18 protein-coding genes are annotated in these 17177 nt (G+C 34.3%); 8 read left to right on the top strand and 10 right to left on the bottom strand.

All coding sequences use genetic code 11. The features are described 5' to 3' along the window. Positions 1-29: 29 nt before the first annotated feature. Complete coding sequence (locus tag J7E44_RS06710) at positions 30-1088, top strand: diphosphomevalonate decarboxylase (protein ID WP_214826930.1); 1059 nt, start codon at positions 30-32, stop codon at positions 1086-1088. A gap of 221 nt (positions 1089-1309) precedes the next feature. On the opposite strand, the gene J7E44_RS06705 is transcribed toward J7E44_RS06710, so the two are convergent. Continuing rightward, positions 1310-2392 carry an endonuclease/exonuclease/phosphatase family protein gene (locus J7E44_RS06705; RefSeq protein WP_214826929.1) on the bottom strand — a complete coding sequence of 361 codons (1083 nt, stop codon included), beginning with the start codon at positions 2390-2392 and terminating at the stop codon, positions 1310-1312. Positions 2393-2524: 132 nt separating this feature from the next. Here J7E44_RS06705 and J7E44_RS06700 point away from each other — a divergent pair, with 132 nt between their 5' ends. Together J7E44_RS06700 and gloA2 are read left to right on the top strand one after the other, a co-directional pair. Next, positions 2525-2974 (top strand): nuclear transport factor 2 family protein, encoded by a 450-nt coding sequence (locus J7E44_RS06700; RefSeq protein ID WP_251040508.1) that lies wholly within the window; start codon positions 2525-2527, stop codon positions 2972-2974. A gap of 6 nt (positions 2975-2980) precedes the next feature. Then, positions 2981-3358 carry an SMU1112c/YaeR family gloxylase I-like metalloprotein gene (gene gloA2, locus J7E44_RS06695; RefSeq protein ID WP_214826928.1) on the top strand — a complete coding sequence of 126 codons (378 nt, stop codon included), beginning with the start codon at positions 2981-2983 and terminating at the stop codon, positions 3356-3358. A gap of 3 nt (positions 3359-3361) precedes the next feature. Here the strand turns inward: gloA2 and J7E44_RS06690 are convergent, their stop codons facing one another. After that, positions 3362-3745, bottom strand: coding sequence for a DUF1634 domain-containing protein (locus tag J7E44_RS06690; RefSeq protein WP_214826927.1), 384 nt, complete (start codon positions 3743-3745; stop codon positions 3362-3364). Continuing rightward, positions 3742-4572 carry a sulfite exporter TauE/SafE family protein gene (locus J7E44_RS06685; protein WP_214826926.1) on the bottom strand — a complete coding sequence of 277 codons (831 nt, stop codon included), beginning with the start codon at positions 4570-4572 and terminating at the stop codon, positions 3742-3744. The genes J7E44_RS06690 and J7E44_RS06685 overlap by 4 nt, the downstream gene beginning before the upstream one ends. A gap of 87 nt (positions 4573-4659) precedes the next feature. Here J7E44_RS06685 and J7E44_RS06680 point away from each other — a divergent pair, with 87 nt between their 5' ends. Then, positions 4660-5208 (top strand): DUF1543 domain-containing protein, encoded by a 549-nt coding sequence (locus J7E44_RS06680; protein ID WP_214826923.1) that lies wholly within the window; start codon positions 4660-4662, stop codon positions 5206-5208. A 195-nt stretch (positions 5209-5403) separates the two neighbouring features. Beyond that, positions 5404-6513 carry a 5-(carboxyamino)imidazole ribonucleotide synthase gene (locus tag J7E44_RS06675; RefSeq protein WP_214826920.1) on the top strand — a complete coding sequence of 370 codons (1110 nt, stop codon included), beginning with the start codon at positions 5404-5406 and terminating at the stop codon, positions 6511-6513. A 52-nt stretch (positions 6514-6565) separates the two neighbouring features. Here J7E44_RS06675 and J7E44_RS06670 read toward each other — a convergent pair whose 3' ends face one another. From J7E44_RS06670 to J7E44_RS06660, 3 genes are all read right to left on the bottom strand, one after another. Then, the gene (locus J7E44_RS06670; protein ID WP_214826916.1) at positions 6566-7198 is read right to left on the bottom strand and encodes an HdeD family acid-resistance protein; all 633 of its coding nucleotides are present in this window, start codon (positions 7196-7198) and stop codon (positions 6566-6568) included. Between the two features lie 354 nt (positions 7199-7552). After that, entirely contained in the window at positions 7553-8464 is a 912-nt protein-coding gene (locus tag J7E44_RS06665) for a DMT family transporter (RefSeq protein WP_214826912.1), read from the bottom strand. Positions 8465-8543: 79 nt separating this feature from the next. Continuing rightward, positions 8544-9527 (bottom strand): zinc-dependent alcohol dehydrogenase family protein, encoded by a 984-nt coding sequence (locus J7E44_RS06660; RefSeq protein WP_214826910.1) that lies wholly within the window; start codon positions 9525-9527, stop codon positions 8544-8546. A 73-nt stretch (positions 9528-9600) separates the two neighbouring features. Between J7E44_RS06660 and J7E44_RS06655 the strand changes: the two genes are divergently transcribed. Both J7E44_RS06655 and purE read left to right on the top strand, forming a co-directional pair. Next, positions 9601-10479: an AraC family transcriptional regulator gene (locus tag J7E44_RS06655; protein WP_214826907.1), complete on the top strand. Its 879-nt coding sequence runs from the start codon at positions 9601-9603 to the stop codon at positions 10477-10479. An 82-nt stretch (positions 10480-10561) separates the two neighbouring features. Further along, positions 10562-11065 (top strand): 5-(carboxyamino)imidazole ribonucleotide mutase, encoded by a 504-nt coding sequence (gene purE / locus J7E44_RS06650; RefSeq protein ID WP_214826905.1) that lies wholly within the window; start codon positions 10562-10564, stop codon positions 11063-11065. Between the two features lie 46 nt (positions 11066-11111). Here the strand turns inward: purE and J7E44_RS06645 are convergent, their stop codons facing one another. From J7E44_RS06645 to ahcY, 4 genes are all read right to left on the bottom strand, one after another. Next, complete coding sequence (locus tag J7E44_RS06645; RefSeq protein WP_214826903.1) at positions 11112-12671, bottom strand: BspA family leucine-rich repeat surface protein; 1560 nt, start codon at positions 12669-12671, stop codon at positions 11112-11114. A 17-nt stretch (positions 12672-12688) separates the two neighbouring features. Beyond that, positions 12689-14326 (bottom strand): BspA family leucine-rich repeat surface protein, encoded by a 1638-nt coding sequence (locus J7E44_RS06640; protein WP_214826901.1) that lies wholly within the window; start codon positions 14324-14326, stop codon positions 12689-12691. A 148-nt stretch (positions 14327-14474) separates the two neighbouring features. Beyond that, entirely contained in the window at positions 14475-14867 is a 393-nt protein-coding gene (yiaA, locus tag J7E44_RS06635) for an inner membrane protein YiaA (protein WP_214826899.1), read from the bottom strand. A gap of 249 nt (positions 14868-15116) precedes the next feature. Further along, positions 15117-16433: an adenosylhomocysteinase gene (gene ahcY, locus J7E44_RS06630; protein ID WP_214826897.1), complete on the bottom strand. Its 1317-nt coding sequence runs from the start codon at positions 16431-16433 to the stop codon at positions 15117-15119. 166 nt (positions 16434-16599) lie between these two features. On the opposite strand from ahcY, the gene J7E44_RS06625 reads away from it, so the two are divergent. After that, positions 16600-17130: a pyridoxamine 5'-phosphate oxidase family protein gene (locus J7E44_RS06625; RefSeq protein WP_214826894.1), complete on the top strand. Its 531-nt coding sequence runs from the start codon at positions 16600-16602 to the stop codon at positions 17128-17130. The last annotated feature ends 47 nt before the right edge of the window (positions 17131-17177 follow it).

The following is a 17177-nucleotide window of genomic DNA, read 5'->3' as shown; positions in this document are numbered from 1 at the left end:
GAAATGATATGGCACATTTAAATTAAATTATGACAACACAAGAATTTCTAGGAAAAGAAAATTATACAATTCATTCGCAGATGGTTTCAGAAAGCTGTCCATCAAATATTGCACTGATTAAATATTGGGGGAAATATGCAAATCAGATTCCTGCAAACCCAAGTATCAGCTATACTCTTAATCATTGTAAAACAAATACGACCATAGAATTTCTGGCTGATGAAGCTTTCTCTGTACAAACTTTTTTGTCGGGAATTGAAGAAGTAAAGTTTGCTGAAAAAATAGAAAAATACTTTAAAAATATAGAACAATATTTACCTTGGATTTTAAAAGGAAAATATAGTATTAAAACAGAAAATACATTTCCACACAGCTCTGGTATTGCAAGTTCAGCTTCTGGGTTTGGAGCTATTGCAAAATGTCTGATGAAGCTGGAGGAAACTTTTTCAGGAAATATTTCTCAGGAAGACTCCCTACGAAAAGCATCATTTTTGGCAAGGTTGGGAAGTGGAAGTGCATGCAGAAGTCTGTACAATGGATTAGTGGTTTGGGGAGATTCTGATGAGGTTTCAGGAAGTTCAGATTTATTTGCTGTGCAATATCCAAATACTGAAGTTCACGAGATTTTTAAGGATTTCAATGACTGGGTTTTATTGATCCATGAAGGTCAGAAAAGTGTATCCTCAACAGTAGGGCATGGTTTGATGAATACAAATCCTTATGCCGAAAGAAGATTTCAAGAGGCCAGAGAAAACTTTATTCCGATGAAGGCAATACTTAAAAGTGGTAATCTTGAAAGCTTTATTAAATTAGTAGAACATGAAGCATTAACTCTTCATGCAATGATGATGATGAGTGACCCTGCATTTATTTTGATGAAGGCAGGAACTATGGAAGTAATTAACAAGATCTGGGATTTTAGAAAAGACACGAAACTACCATTATTCTTTACTTTGGATGCAGGGGCAAATGTCCACCTTCTATTTCCAAATGATGGTTCTGAAGAAAAAATAAAAAGTTTTATTGAAGCAGAGTTATTACAGCACACTCAAAAAAATGGGGTAGTGAAAGATATAATGAAATTTTAATGACATAAAAAATAATACAAACGGGATTTAGCCCGTTTTTTTGTGAAATTAAAGTGTTTTTTGGTTCGAATATCTTGGTTTCCAACCATAAAAAAAGGGATAAATTCTGTTTTTTTATGGATCCTTTTTTGACACCAAAAAGTTCCGAAAATTCTTATCGTGTTTCGAATAGGTAATAATAAAATGTACGATCAATAGGAGCTGTTCACTGAAAAAGCAAATTAATCTTCTGTAACCACAGCATCACGCTCGCCATCTTCTTTTTTTCCTTCCTGAATCATTTTTTCTGCTTCCGCTTTTTCTTCTAAAGTCGCATCTTCAATTCTTTCCTCCTGCCCGTCATTATGATGATCTATAAAAAACTCACAATAGACTGGTAAATGATCTGAGCCAAAATTTTCCAGGGTTTTAAGATCTTTAATAAAAATGTCTTCACTGTGAAACATTAAGTCGATCGGAAATCTTAATAAACGATATTTTGCATGAAAGGTAGAAACAAAGGCACGTCCGATTCTTGGATCGATAAGGTGACTGGTTTTTCTGAATAATATAGATGATTTTGACCAGGCAACATTATTGAAATCACCAACAACAATAACTGGAATTTTGATGTCTTTTACTCGTTTTGCAATACTTAAAAGATCACCATCTCTTTCTTTTGATGTTTCTTCTTCCGTAGGACTTGGCGGTGGTGGATGAACTCCAAAAAAGACAAAAGAAAAGCCATCTTCGGTTTCCAAGGATATTTCAATGCTTGGAATATCATCAGCAACGAAATAATGTGTTACAGCATTTTTGATTTTGATTTTAGAATAAAAATGCATCCCATAAGTGTTTTCTAAAGTCACTTTATGAGTGTAAGGATAATCTTTTTCGAGAATTCTTAATGCTTTCTCCCAACCACCATTGCTTTCCATAGTCATGAATATCTCCGGTTTGCTTTTTTCAATAAGTTCAACGAATCTATTGTAATCAGTGTTGAACTGATAAACATTGGCAGAAACAAAATGTATTTTTTGGGACGAATGATTATGTTGACGATGTTTTTTAACCTTATAGAGCGGAGTGTATTTTACAAGAATAGAACCATGATGAACAAATAGAATTAATAGGGCACTCTGGAAATACCAAAATTTTTCAGAAGACTCCAAGAAAAAGCCTAAAATGAAGGTAATAACAATAAAATATGTGATTTGAATTTTCCCAAATTCAGGAACCCGAAATATCCAATGCTGATTTTGAATTTTGGGTAATAATGTTAACAGGATCAGTAAACCAATTAAAATCAGGTAAGCACTCCACATATCTCTTAAAATAGGTTGATAAAATTAGCTTATTTTTACAAGAATTCAAATTAAATTGGCTTTTTTTAGTTTAAATCAGGTTTGTTTAAAAGGTATTTTTCTTATTTTTAATCAATTAAACTATGAGAAAATATGATCAATAGAATACTTGTTATTGCTATGTTTTTTAGTTCTTTCTGTTTTGGGCAGGGATCTGAAAATAAGGAAATTGAAAAACCTATCCGGGATCTTTTTTCAGCGATGAAAAATGCGGATCCGGATTTACTAAAATCAACTTTTGCTGAAACCGCAGTTCTACAGACTATCACAAAGGGTGGGGTTGTAAAAACAGATAGTATTAATGATTTTATATCTACGATCTCTAAAGCTTCAAAAGGAGACCTTGATGAGAGGATAATTGTAGAATCTATTAATGTTGATGGAGAACTGGCGAGTGTATTCACTCCATATCAGTTTTATTATAAAGGGAAATTTTCACATTGTGGAGCCAATAGTTTTCAATTGGTAAAACAGAATGATAAGTGGAAAATTCAGTATATTATTGATACAAGAAGGAAGGAGAATTGTGAAAATATCAAATAATTTAAAATGAAAATTCACCATATAGCTATTATCGGCTCGAATTACGATGTTTCAAAGAAATTTTATACAGAGATTTTAGGATTGAATATGATACGCGAAGTATACCGTGAAGAAAGGCAGTCTTATAAATTGGATCTTGCTATTGGAGATCATTATATCATAGAGCTTTTCTCATTTCCTGATCCGCCAAAAAGACCATCACGCCCTGAATCATGTGGATTAAGGCATCTTGCGTTTTCTGTAGAGAACGTTAATGAGAAACGTCAGGAGCTCATTGAAAAAGGTCTCAATTGTGAGGAAATTCGTATTGATGAATTTACAGGGAAAGAATTTTTCTTTACCCAGGATCCGGACCAACTTCCTCTGGAATTTTATGAAATGTAAAATTTAGTGAGCATAACCTGTAAAGAAACTGATTGCCATAATGGCTAAAACAATAGATGAGATTACGACATAAACGTAATCTTTTTCTTTTAGATAACCTATCAATGCAAAAACAATTCTCATTAAAGGAGTGAAGATTAGCACAAGAATCCCAAGCTGGATAATAGCCATGCCTTCGCCTTTGCATAAAGAATCCCAAAGCTGACTCCATACTTTTTCTGAAGAAGATCCTGTTTCTAAAGAGGAATAGTTTTTAGGCATTTTAAAGCCTTCAAGGAATAATTTTATAAATCCTATGAGAGATATAATTACGGATAGGATAACCCCAAGTCTTAAAAGGTTTCCTACCGAACGGTTCAAATCAACATCTGTGAAATTCTTTCTCATCGGAAACTTTGATTTATACCGTTATACATCATATAAAGTGAAAGGATAGTAATTACAATAGCAAAAAATACTTTTAATTTTTTTGTTTTAGAAACCATTAATGTTTTAGATCCTATAAAACTTCCTACTACAACACCTACTAACACAGGAGCTACAATAACAGGGATAATTTCACCTCTCTGAAAATAAATTAAAGAACTGGCTACAGCAGTTACCCCAATCATAAAGTTACTGGTCGTAGTTGAAACTTTGAAAGGCAGTTTCATCATATTATCCATTGCCAATACTTTCAATGCACCTGAACCAATTCCTAAAAGCCCAGACATTGCACCGGCAAACATCATCATAAAAAATCCAGGAATAGTATTTCTCGCTGAATAATTTTTAATTACCCCTTTATCGGGGAAAGTTCCATACAACTTAAGTTTATCTTCTAAGCTTCCTTTTATCAAAGGTTCCTGATGATCAGGTTTTCCTTTAATATTAAGAATTACAGTAAGCAGAAGGATACTGGCGAAAATAATTCCGATGGTATTGGGATTAAGAATTCCTGAAACAAGAGCTCCAACGATGGCTCCGGCCGTAGTGGCAATTTCAAGGAACATTCCAATTCTCATATTGGTAAAACCTTCTTTAACGAAAGCTACAGCAGCTCCAGAGGAAGTACCGACTACAGATATTAAAGAAGCTCCGATTGCGTAATGCATAGGAACACCGAAACCCAGTGTCAACAAAGGGATAATGATAACTCCTCCTCCTAAACCGGTAAGCGAGCCTAACAGGCCGGCCGAAATTGCTCCAAGAAAGAGAATAATGATTTCTGACATGAATACAAATATAAAACTATTGCCGTTTTCTGCCAAACTTTCAAAAAGATAAATTTGACGTATTTTTGTGTGAATAAAAAAATGGAAATGAAATTATTCTATGTTATCCTTGGTGCTACACCTCCAGGAAGGAATATTGAACAGCACGATGTATTCTTTGGTATAGCAGAAAGTTTAAAAGACCTCGTTCCGGATATGAAGGATTTCTGGAAAGAGGCTGATGGTAAAATACATATCGACTGTCATCAGGAAGTGAAGTTTGCAGACGGATATGAAGTGAAAATTGTTGAAAAAAGAGACTTTGTTTCTGAAAATCAATTATACTTTATAAACCTGGGTGGATATAAAAAAGGCTTTTTCGAAGAGTTTCATGAGCAGCACCTGATGGTAGGACGATCAATGGGGGAGATTGTGAAAAGAGTAAAAGATACAGAGTTTTATAAGACAATGGGGTTTGAAGGTGCAGTAAGCCACGTTGATGATAAGCACGGAGTAGATATTGATGATATTTTTAATGTCAATGATATTCTTCCACAAAAAATGAAAGAAAAATATTCTATTGTTTTAGAGAAATCAGATACGGAAGATCAGAAAAATCCAATGGGACTGGGATATCTGAAAATAGATAAAGTATAACCTAATAAGAGGGCCGGCTTGAAAAGCCGGCCCTCTTATTTTAAAGTATATTTGAATAAAGTGAAAATTTAGGTAGTAGGATATAAAATTTTTATCTTTGCAAAGTCTTAAACAGACGAATATGTATCGTACTATTATCATTATAAATGGTGAACGATTATTAATACTTAATTGAATATATCTAATTAAAATAGAATGAAAATAGGAATTTTAGGAGGTGGACAACTCGGAAGAATGTTGATACAGAGTGCACTGAATTATGACGATGACTTTTATACTCTGGATCCTGCTTCTGATGCACCTTGTCACAATATTTCGAATTTTACACAGGGAGATTTCAATGATTATGAAACAGTCCTGAATTTTGGTAAGGATAAAGACGTTGTCACAATAGAAATTGAACATGTAAATGCTGAGGCATTGGCAGAGCTTGAAAACCAAGGGGTAAAAGTCGTTCCGAATTCTAAAATCATTAAAACCATTCAACAGAAAATTCTTCAGAAGGAATTTTATAAAGCTCACGATATTCCAAGTCCCGAATTTCAGGTGGTATGGAATAGTGATGAAAAAATTATGATGTCATTACCTTTTGTTCAGAAAATGAATACGGGTGGTTATGATGGAAAAGGTGTTCAGGTCATTAAAACAGAAGCAGATTATCAACATTTATGGAAAGAGGCATCTGTAATAGAAAGTCTTGTTGATATTGATAAAGAACTTTCTGTGATTGTTGCCAGAAATGAAAAAGGAGAGACCAAGACTTTTCCGGTTACAGAGATGGTTGCTGATCCGAAATTAAATCTGTTAGATTTTAATATTTGCCCGGTTTTTCTTAACGAGGATATTGAAAGGCAGATTAATCTGATCACTGAGAAATTTTTAAATGCTGTTAATTCTCCAGGACTTTTTGCTATAGAATTGTTCTTAGATAAGGATGGCAAAGTATGGGTAAATGAAACAGCACCAAGATTACATAATTCCGGACATCAAAGTCAGGAGGGAAATGCAAATTCACAATTTGAACAAATGTACCGGGTGGTTAAAAATTTACCTTTAGCAGATACGGATGCTTTTGGATATAGTGGGATGCTCAATCTGGTAGGAGCTGAAGGTTATGCTGGAAAAGTGATCTATGAAGGAATGGATGAGGTTTTAAAGCTTCCAAAAACCTATGTTCATCTTTATGGAAAAACAGAGACCAAATCAGGAAGGAAAATGGGACACATTAATGTGCTGGCTGACTCGAAAGAAGAACTGATGGAAAAGTTGATAATGATAAAAGGAATGGTAAAAGTGATTGCTTAACGATAAAGATAAAAGACTGCCGAAAAGCAGTCTTTTTTTATTTTAAGCTTCTTTATTTCATTCTGTCATTAATTTCATTTTGAAGCGATTCTATTTTTTCCTTCAATTCACTGCTGAGTTTGCTGGGGTAGTCTTTTATTTTCTTCAAATTGAATGCTAGGATTACGGAAGCAATTCCTACAAAAATGAAAGATAAACCAGTTAAAACAACTAGTGAGATACCAGAGAATATAGGGTTAGCCAAAAGCATAAAAGATAATATAATACCTAAAATACTAAAAATAGCCAGGTTTCCCCATTTAAGGACATGGGCATCTTTTAGGTCAAACGAAATTCCTAATAACTGAAAAGAACGGAACATAACGGTAAATCCTACTATAAAAGGAAGAACGCTCATTGAAATATGAGGATAGGAAACTAGATAGATTCCCATAATGAGGGAGAGTAGCCCTGTGACCAGATATAAGCCCCATCCATTTAAAAATTTGGCGTTATTAAGAGAGAAAAATATATCCGAAATTCCTGAGACGATAAACGATACACTGAAAAGAACGGATAATGCTAAATAAGTTTCAACGGGAGATGAAAATACATAAATTCCACAGACAATAAAAAGAATCCCTAAAATAAGTGGGATATACCAGTGTTTTACTGAGTTTCTAAATGATTTTAATAAATTGGGCATAATCTAAGTGTGTTTTTGTTGCCTACTTTGAAATACGGTGTTCGGCTGGTCCGTTTTTTAATTAGTTTAATTATTGATTCGTTGGTATAAAATGAAAGGCCAAAATTCATGATTTTCACCTAATCTAATTTAATGAAAATAAACTAAAAATAATAGCGTCAGCTGGTTGAAATTATATTATCAATATAGGTTAATTGATTGAAAATCTTCTCAATAATACATGAGAGAATAGGAATCGATAGATAGTCCCGAAAGAAAGATATCCCTTGAAAAGAACTGTAAATAAAAATCTAATTCAAGATATACTTTTCTTGTCAACTAAAATAAAGACGTCTCGACTTGGGGGAATATTCTTTAGGAATCCTGAATTTTTTGTCTTTTAAACATTTCGGGTTTATAATTGATGATAAAGACACCGAAAATAATTAAAACAGCAGCAATGATGAATTTAAAAGAAATACTCTCATTAAGAATGAGCCAGCCTAAAAATATTGCGATGATCGTATTAAAATAAGCCAGAATAGAAACCTGAACAGGTGAAACCCTGGTAAGGGCAAAATGAAAAGCAAAAAATGCGGCTACTGAACCGAAAACAGATAAATAAAGCATGGCTGAAATACTTTTGATACTCCAATTTCCAAAATTATAATCTTGTGAAAATAAAAAAGCAAAAATAATCTGAATAATTCCGGCAAAGGCAAACTGATAAAAGAGATTCAGTGAAATATTTCCACTTTGGATATTTAGTTTCTTGGTAAAAATAGTACCTGAGGCCCATCCGGAAATAGCACAGAACAGGAAGAGGATTCCCATTCTGTAATCTGGATTAGCAAGATCTTTAAGACCATCCCAAAAGATAAAAAGAATTCCGCCGAAACACATTAATACACCCAGAAAAGCTTTAAAGCTAAACTTTTGTAAGCCAATAGCGACACTGCCTAAAAAAACAAGAATAGGAGAGGAGGCACTTATTAATGAAGCAAGACTGCTAGATACCGTTTCTTCAGCTACAGTGGTCATCCCGTTAGCAATCACAAGCATTAATGTAGAGAAAATAATCTGATATTTTAGATTTTTCCATCCTATCCATTTAAATTCTTTTCTGTAAAGAAGGATCGAAAGCATGATAAGGGATGCTAAAAACTGACGTATTCCTGCTACGAACCAGGCAGGTATTGTTTGTACGGCGACCCGGATTGCCAAAAATGTTGTTCCCCAAACAATAGCAACTGTAACGATAGCAAAAAAGAGTTTATAATCTTTCAAAATATAGATGTGAAATGGAACACAAAGATATTTATTTTGAATTGAATTTCGTGCTAATCTTTTTTATTGAAATCCCTATTTAATGAATTTCAATAACCAATTTTCCTGTGTTTTTTTTATTTTCTAAATCGGTATATGCTTCATTTGCGTTTTCTAATGTATAAGCGATTGGATGAAGTATTATTTTTAGTTTTTCTTGTTCAAAAAGCTCAACAGCTTCATTTAATATTTTTCCAAAGTGTTTTCTGCTTTTACCGGATAACAATGGGTATAAAGAGAATACTCCTGAATAAGTTCCATTACGGAAAGAAAGTGGCGCGAGGTTCTGACTGCCCCAACCTAAAATACTTGCAACGTGCCCTGAATATCTTTTCACAGCTTTAAAAGAACTTTCAAGAACATTGCCCCCAACGGTGTCAAGAATAGCATCAAATCCAACTCCATTGGTATATGTTTCTACATAATCTTCTACGGATAAACTTTGGTAATCAATGGATTCAGCACCATATTTTTTTATTGATTCAACCTGATAGGGTGCAACAGTGGTATATACTTTTGCTCCTTTTGCTTTTGCAATTTGTATGGCTACATGGCCTACACCACCACTACCGCCATGAATTAAAACAGTTTGGTTCTGTTGAATATTCATCTGATCTACCAATGCTTCCCAGGCTGTGATAAATACCAAAGGTGTTGCTGCAGCTTCGTAGAATGAAATATTTTTTGGTTTTAATGCCAGCAAGTCAGCATCTGCTGCAATATATTCAGCTAAAGTTCCCTGAAGATCCGAGACCCCTCCTACCAAACCAAATACCTCATCACCTACTTTAAAATTGTGAACATCTTTTCCTACTTCCTCTACAACACCGGCCATATCCAAGCTTAATATCATAGGTAGGGCAGCTTCAGCATGAGCAGCCTGTCCATTTTTTATTTTAACATCTAAGGGGTTAAGCCCACTCGCTTTTATTTTAACTAAAACTTCATGGTCTTTTGGTTCCGGTTTGTTTATTTCTTTTAATACCAAAGGTTTTCCAAATTGTTCTAATACTTGTGCTTTCATTTTTTAATGTTGATTTTTTGTTCGTTATTATCATTTAATTATAATACAAAGTTGAAAAATTCATATGGTTAAAATGTTGTATTTTTACATCATTAAAGAGTATATTGTTGCTGTGAAGAAAGATTATCTGAATGAACCTTTTGAACTTGATTTAAAAGAACCAATGGATACTTGCCCCAGAGGAGAGCACGGGGTTAGTTTCTTTGAACTGGTTTATATTGTGTCAGGAACCGGAACTCAGAACATTAATGGAAATAAGTTTTCTTATAAGGAAGGAGATCTTTTCTTGTTAATGCCGGATGATGTCCACTATTTTAGATTTAAAGCAAAAACACAATTGTTTTTTATCAGGTTTAATCGTATTTTTTTTAGTACGAATCAGTTGGCTTCTTCTTTTTTACAGCAAATTGAACAACGTTTTTTTAATGCAAATGGTTTTCAGGGTTGTATTATTGACCATAAAGGAGATAACCTTTTGATAAAACATATTATGCAAAGTCTGTTGCTCGAAAAGGATGGGATGAGAATTTATGAACGTGAAGTAACCCATTTATTGGTACATTCCGTTTTGGTTATTGTTTCCCGTAACCTTTTGCAGAAAACAAATCTTAAGGTTGGTGAAAAAACAGATGACAAAGCTGCTCATATTATTCAATATGTCCATGAAAATATTTATCATCCTGAAAAGCTATCTGCTGATAATATCAGTAAAGTTTTTGGAATATCCGTTACTTATGTTGGACGTTACTTTAAAAATCAGACTGGAAAAGCATTCACTGAATATATTGCTCAGTATAGAATGAAACTCATTGAAAATCGGTTGAAATACAGTGATATGAGGATTAATGAGATAGCAGATGAATTTGGTTTTACAGATAAGAGTCATCTTAATAGATTCTTTAAAAAATCAAATGGGATGTCACCCTCTTTATTTCGCCAGAATAACAATTAGGAAGCAGTTTGGATTTCATGGCAGCTGTAATTTTAAAAAACAGATTTTAATTTTTATCTTTGAAAATCTAATAAAATTGAAGATGGTAGGAATTATTATGGGAAGTCAAAGCGACTTGCCGATCATGGAACAAGCGGCAAATTTTCTGAAAAGCCTCAATATTCCTTATGAGCTTACAGTGGTTTCGGCTCACAGAACACCGGAAAGAATGTTCGATTATGCTAAAACAGCAAAAGAAAGAGGACTAAAAGTAATAATAGCCGGAGCTGGAGGAGCTGCTCATCTTCCCGGAATGGTTGCGAGCTGCACTACGCTTCCTGTAATCGGAGTTCCTATTCTTTCCAGCAATTCAATTGACGGATGGGATTCCGTATTGTCAATTCTTCAAATGCCAGGTGGAATTCCTGTCGCTACTGTAGCACTAAACGGTGCTTTAAATGCAGGGATTCTAGCTGCTAAAATTTTAGGTAGTGGCGATGAACAGGTTGCCCAAAGGCTACAACAATATCAAGATTCTTTAAAAGATAAAGTTTTAGGAACAGTAGATGATATTAAAGCTCAGCATCCTAATCAATACGATAAGTAAAAATTATTTAAATAAAAAGGCCTCACTTAATTAGTGAGGCTTTATGTTATTTTTTAATAAACTTAAACGATTCCGTTTTATTTTTCGTAGTAATCTGTAGTATATAATTTCCTTTTGTTAAGGAACTCACGTTGATCATATCTGTATTAAGAACATTCTGTTGTACCAGTCTGCCACTTGTATCTATTATTTTATAGCTTTTGGTGTCGTGTACATGTCTGATATGCAGATTGTCTTCCGCAGGATTAGGATATATGGATGAATTCTGAACATCTGTGTGAACATCAGAGACTGATAATAAACAGTTGCCTGCTGTATCTCCCGACATGCTCCAACCCTTACCGATCAGAATATTTCTTTTACCAACGGCATTGGAGGCATACTGTAGTGGAGCTACTGAAGAGAGAGGTATATTATTTGGAGTAGTAGGATTGTCTGCCCAACCGGAAAGAGTCTTACTGTAATTGTCACAACTGAGTCCCGTATTAGTGAGCATTCCTGAAGCTTCAGATAGGGAGCTGAGATTCCAGTTTCCCAAAGATTGATTAAACAGAGTAGAGCCATTAAACATAAAATCAGTTTTGGTAACCAGTGAAGTATTCCAGTTAAGAGGCTGATTGAAGACAAGGCATCCGTGAAACATATGGGTCATAGTAGTTACCGCTGAGGTATTCCATCCGCCTATATCCTGATTAAAAACCGGAATGTAATGAAACATAAAGGACATATCTTTTACCTTTGAAGTGTTCCAGCTATCTAATCGCTGATTGAAGTTCACACATGCTGCAAACATCCAGCCCATATCTTCTACTTTAGAGGTATCCCAATTATTTAGAGATTGATTAAATGCATTTCTTCCCGAAAACATATTGTTCAGGTTTTTAGCTGAAGACATATTCCAGGAATTTAAATAAGGAGAATTAAAGAGGTCTATTGCCTGAGGGTAGTCATTCATTCTTGCAAACATGAATTTAAAATTTTCAATACCTGAAGTATCCCAATTTTGCATAGAACTTGCTCCTAAGAAATTATGGGCATTATAGAACATGAATGAGACATCCGTTACATTATTAAGGTTTGGACTATCGGGAGCAGTAAGCTGCAGTAATCTGCAATGTACAAATGCACTATTCATAGAAGTCCATGAAATATTTCCCCATTTTTCTATTTCTGTAATTTTATCTGAGCTGCCAAACATATTCCATATAAGAACGTAAGAATCTGTCACATTTATAATTTGACATTCACCAAATCTGATTTGCTTAAAAGTACCATTTCCATCACTTACTTTTACGCGATAAGTGGCGCTGGCGATATCAGAATTTAATGAATTTCCAAAGTCAATGAGTACCTGTTTTACGGAGGTTACATTGTTCATGACACCATTGTGCTGTGGATATCCTACTTCTTCCCAGCTTATGGTATAATTTTCACCGATCCCTGGAAACCAAATTTGATTTTGACCTGCAGGATAAGGAGCATCGATATTAATAAATGGTGTTGTATTTGGCATGTTAGGTTGCCATATGGTGGTAAATTCGTCCTGTGCCTTTATGATGTGACCTAGAAAGAAGAATAAGCTTAAAACTAAAATCTTTTTATACATATTGATGGATTGGATTATTATTTCTTAATAAATTTAAAAGACTGTATTTTATCTTTTGAAATGATGTGTAGTATGTAATTTCCTTTAATTAAAGAAGCGATATTTATTTTCTCCTCACGTAGCAGATTTTGAAGCACAATTCTTCCACTTTTATCAAAGATTTTGTAAGTATCAAAACCTTTCATGTTTTTGATATAAATAAAGTCTGTTGCCGGATTCGGATAGATAGAGGGGTTGTTGAGATTATTTGCTGAAACACCCAATACTCTGCATTCCGATCCGGGAGTATCACCGTTGAAAACCCAGCCTTTATTAATGAGCATGTTTCTGTAAGGAATTACATCTGGTGAATAGATTAAAGGTGCTGTAGAGGCTAAATTAATATTGTTCGGGGTGCTAGGATTATTTGCCCAGCCTATAAGCGTATTGCTGTAATTTTCGCATTTTAATCCTGAATTTGCTAATATCTGCATTCCCAGAGTTAAAGAGCTTAGATCCCATGTCTGTAAAGATTGATCAAAATTTGTAGCACCATCAAACATGGCAAGCATCGTTCCTACTAAGCTGGTTTTCCAGGTATCTAAGGGCTGATTAAATGTGGAAGCACCTGAAAATAACATATCCATTGAGGTTCCTTTACTCGTATTCCAGTTATTAAGGGGTTGGTTGAAAGCGGTACAATGATGAAATATGTGGCTAAAATTGGTAACACTTGAAGTATCCCAATTGCCAATTGGCTGATTAAATTCTGGAATAAAATGAAATAGATAAGCCATATCGGTAACCTTTGAAGTATTCCAATTATCAAGAGGTTGATTGAAAGTGAAACAATTTTCAAATGTATGAGCCATTGTTGTGACATTTGAGGTATTCCAGCTGTTTAAATTTTGATTAAATGATCTTCTGTGGAAAAACATATAACTGATATCTTCTGCAGAAGACATATCCCATGAGCCAACTGGAAGGTTAAAGGTATCAACTGCTGCGGTAGCGGGAATAAAAGAAATGTGGCCAAATATATAGGTGAATTTTTGAACACCAGATGTATCCCATGTAGTCATTGAAGGATGGCCCTTAAAATCTGAATTTCCATAAAACATAAATGATACATCATTTACGTTGGATAGATCCGGAACATCGGTTGCTGTAACCTGAAGCCTTCTGCAATTACTAAAAGCATTATTCATTGAAACCCAATTAATGTTTCCCCACTGAGCAATTTCTGTGATTTTATCGATACTTCCTACACTATGCCAGGAAATACTAAGATATGCCGACGGAAAGTTTAAGATTTCAGGGTCACTAAATCTGATTTGTTTAAAAATACCATTTCCATTACTTGCTTTTACTTTATAGGTAGCATCTGCAAGATTGGGATTTAAGGCTGTTCCGAAATCAATGAAAACCTGATTTGTGGAGGTCACATTAGAAATGGTTCCATTGTGTTGCGGGTAACCCACTTCCTCCCAGCTGATGGTGTAGTTTTCTCCAATTCCCGGAAACCATATTTGATTGTTGCCTGCAGGATGGGGAGCAATAAAGTCTATATCGGGAACAATGGCGGGAGCATTAGGCTTCCAGATTGTAATAAATTCATTTTGAGCATTTGTAATTTGAAAATAAAAAAGGATAAGGAGTAAAAATCTTTTATACATATCAATATTTTGTGAAATAAAGATAATAAAAATAGAAAACTCTCCAAATTTTTGAAGAGTTTATTGTTGTAATTGATTTATTTTATTCTTTTTTGCCTTTTATAGCCTGAATGGTAAAATATCCGGATTTTGAAATGTGATGAGTTCGTTATTCCTGAAGCATATTATCTCTTGTATTTTTCTGAACGGTAATAGCTCCGAAAAGGGCAAGTAAGAATGCAAAAGCATAAAATCCTTTTTCACTCGGAAGGATGGTTGCGTTCCAGAGGCCTATAGCTAATAATACAATAGAAGATAAAGTTGCAAACCAACAGATTCCATAATAGATATCCGTTACAGGGATATTTTCTAATTTATCACGAACGGCTTTCTGCAAAGAAACTACTGCGAATAGACCATATAAAAGGATCGTAAAATAATATCCTTTTTCATTAAGCAACATTTCGGCTCTTGCAAGACCTACGATAAAGCCTACCATTCCTGCTCCTAATGCTATCCATGACGCTGCAACGAATGCATTTGATACTTTTTGTTTTTTCATTAATTATAATGTTTTGTTTAGGGAGCCAAATATATACTTTTTTTAATTACCCTTAAACATTCCTTTTTATGGTTGAAAAGTAATAATTATTAGCCCCGATAGAAGCGGTTACCCCACAGCAGGAATGGATTAAGCATTAGAGCGAGGAGTATGAGCAAATAGCGGGAAATAGCTTCTAAAAAGAAAAACTCTCCAAAAATGGAGAGTTTCTATTATTTTGAAATCCTTTGTAAAATTCAGGATCACATTTTAGTATCTGTAATATTCCGGTTTGAACGGCCCTTTTACGTCAACACCGATGTATTCGGCCTGTTCCGGAGAAAGAGTTTCTAATTCTACACTTAGTTTTTTAAGGTGTAAAGCAGCTACTTTTTCGTCTAAATGTTTTGGTAACATATATACTTCATTTCCATATGCTGCAGAGTTAGTCCAAAGTTCGATTTGAGCTAAAGTCTGGTTAGAGAAAGAATTTGACATTACAAAACTTGGGTGTCCTGTAGCACATCCTAAGTTTACCAATCTACCTTCCGCAAGGATGATAATTTCTTTACCACCTTCTAAAGTATAGATGTCAACCTGTGGCTTAACTTCTGATTTAGTATGACCATAGTTTTTGTTTAACCAAGCCATATCGATTTCATTATCGAAGTGACCGATGTTACAAACTACAGCTTTATCCTTCATTTTAAGGAAATGCTCTCCTCTTACAATGTTAAAGTTACCAGTCGTTGTGATGATGATATCTGCATTATCTACAACAGTATCTAATCTTTTAACTTCGTAACCGTCCATTGCAGCCTGTAAAGCACAGATTGGATCGATCTCTGTAACAGTAACGATAGAACCAGCGCCTCTGAAAGATGCAGCAGTACCTTTACCTACGTCTCCATAGCCACAAACTACAACTCTTTTTCCAGCCAACATAAGGTCTGTAGCTCTTCTTACAGCATCTACTGCAGATTCTTTACATCCGTATTTGTTGTCGAATTTAGATTTAGTAACGGAATCGTTTACATTGATTGCAGGCATTACTAAAGTTCCCGCTTTCATTCTTTCGTATAATCTGTGTACTCCTGTTGTTGTTTCTTCAGAAAGTCCTTTGATATCTTTTGTGAATTCAGGGTATTTATCAAAAACCATGTTTGTTAAATCTCCACCATCATCAAGAATCATATTTAACGGCTTTCTATCTTCACCAAAGAATAAAGTCTGCTCAATACACCAGTCGAATTCTTCTTCGTTTAAACCTTTCCAAGCATAAACGGGAATTCCTGCAGCAGCAATAGCAGCAGCAGCATGATCTTGTGTAGAGAAAATATTACATGAAGACCAAGTAACTTCAGCACCTAAAGCTACAAGAGTTTCGATAAGCACAGCGGTCTGGATTGTCATATGAAGACATCCTGCAATTCTTGCTCCTTTTAAAGGTTGAGATGGTCCGTATTCTTCACGAATAGACATCAAACCAGGCATTTCTGCCTCAGCAAGAGTAATTTCTTTTCTTCCCCATTCTGCTAGAGAAATATCCTTAACTTTATAAGGAATGTATTGTGTTGTAGTACTCATATGTTAATGAATAAGTTTAAATTCAATTGATAACGAACTGCAAAATTACAATTAATAATTAAGATATAAAAACAACTGATCAAGTTCGATTGATGAGATTATACATAGTTTTAAATTATCTTTATTTATTCTAAATAACCTATTTTTGCTTAAATAAATTTATACAATGAATCATACAAATACGCAGGATGAAGCTCAGAAAAAAGCAAAACCTCTGACTCCGAAAGTGAAAGAATTGATAGCAAATACTAAAAGTGTAATTTTAGCGACTGTAGATGCGGAGGGAAATCCTAATTCCAGCTATGCCCCTTTTATACAGGTGGAAAATACATTCTATATTCTTGTATCTTTTATGGCGAGACATACTAAAAATCTTGCTGAAGGAAGAAAAACATCAATGATGTTTATTGAAGATGAATCTGCAACAAAACAAATTTATGCCCGTGAACGTTTAACACTTGAAGCAACAACTTCTCAAATAGAAAGAGATTCTGATACGTGGAATACTGTTGTTGCCAATTTAAAAGAAAATCATGGAAAAGTGGTTGATGTTATTTCCGAAATGAAAGATTTTATTCTTATCGCTTTACATCCTGTTAAAGGTTCTTATGTTAATGGATTTGGAAGTGCTTATTTTGTTGATGAGAATTTAGAAATTCTTGAGCATCGAAATGATGTTAACCACCAGTCAAAATAAAAAAAAGGCTTAATCTGAAGATTGAGCCTTTTTTATGTTGCAAAAAG

Source organism: Chryseobacterium sp. ISL-6 (assembly GCF_018613715.1).
Taxonomy (GTDB): domain Bacteria; phylum Bacteroidota; class Bacteroidia; order Flavobacteriales; family Weeksellaceae; genus Chryseobacterium; species Chryseobacterium paludis.
The sequence above is the reverse complement of the archived record's forward strand: the minus strand, read 5'-3'. Positions and strand labels throughout refer to the sequence as shown.

What these genes read in the sequence shown, in the direction of transcription:
- J7E44_RS06710 (WP_214826930.1), top strand. Translation starts at nt 30, where the DNA reads ATGACAACACAAGAATTTCTAGGAAAAGAAAATTATACAATTCATTCG.
- J7E44_RS06705 (WP_214826929.1), bottom strand. Translation starts at nt 2,392, where the DNA reads ATGTGGAGTGCTTACCTGATTTTAATTGGTTTACTGATCCTGTTAACA.
- J7E44_RS06700 (WP_251040508.1), top strand. Translation starts at nt 2,525, where the DNA reads ATGATCAATAGAATACTTGTTATTGCTATGTTTTTTAGTTCTTTCTGT.
- gloA2 (WP_214826928.1), top strand. Translation starts at nt 2,981, where the DNA reads ATGAAAATTCACCATATAGCTATTATCGGCTCGAATTACGATGTTTCA.
- J7E44_RS06690 (WP_214826927.1), bottom strand. Translation starts at nt 3,745, where the DNA reads ATGAGAAAGAATTTCACAGATGTTGATTTGAACCGTTCGGTAGGAAAC.
- J7E44_RS06685 (WP_214826926.1), bottom strand. Translation starts at nt 4,572, where the DNA reads ATGTCAGAAATCATTATTCTCTTTCTTGGAGCAATTTCGGCCGGCCTG.
- J7E44_RS06680 (WP_214826923.1), top strand. Translation starts at nt 4,660, where the DNA reads ATGAAATTATTCTATGTTATCCTTGGTGCTACACCTCCAGGAAGGAAT.
- J7E44_RS06675 (WP_214826920.1), top strand. Translation starts at nt 5,404, where the DNA reads ATGAAAATAGGAATTTTAGGAGGTGGACAACTCGGAAGAATGTTGATA.
- J7E44_RS06670 (WP_214826916.1), bottom strand. Translation starts at nt 7,198, where the DNA reads ATGCCCAATTTATTAAAATCATTTAGAAACTCAGTAAAACACTGGTAT.
- J7E44_RS06660 (WP_214826910.1), bottom strand. Translation starts at nt 9,527, where the DNA reads ATGAAAGCACAAGTATTAGAACAATTTGGAAAACCTTTGGTATTAAAA.
- J7E44_RS06655 (WP_214826907.1), top strand. Translation starts at nt 9,601, where the DNA reads ATGTTGTATTTTTACATCATTAAAGAGTATATTGTTGCTGTGAAGAAA.
- purE (WP_214826905.1), top strand. Translation starts at nt 10,562, where the DNA reads ATGGTAGGAATTATTATGGGAAGTCAAAGCGACTTGCCGATCATGGAA.
- J7E44_RS06645 (WP_214826903.1), bottom strand. Translation starts at nt 12,671, where the DNA reads ATGTATAAAAAGATTTTAGTTTTAAGCTTATTCTTCTTTCTAGGTCAC.
- J7E44_RS06640 (WP_214826901.1), bottom strand. Translation starts at nt 14,326, where the DNA reads ATGTATAAAAGATTTTTACTCCTTATCCTTTTTTATTTTCAAATTACA.
- yiaA (WP_214826899.1), bottom strand. Translation starts at nt 14,867, where the DNA reads ATGAAAAAACAAAAAGTATCAAATGCATTCGTTGCAGCGTCATGGATA.
- ahcY (WP_214826897.1), bottom strand. Translation starts at nt 16,433, where the DNA reads ATGAGTACTACAACACAATACATTCCTTATAAAGTTAAGGATATTTCT.
- J7E44_RS06625 (WP_214826894.1), top strand. Translation starts at nt 16,600, where the DNA reads ATGAATCATACAAATACGCAGGATGAAGCTCAGAAAAAAGCAAAACCT.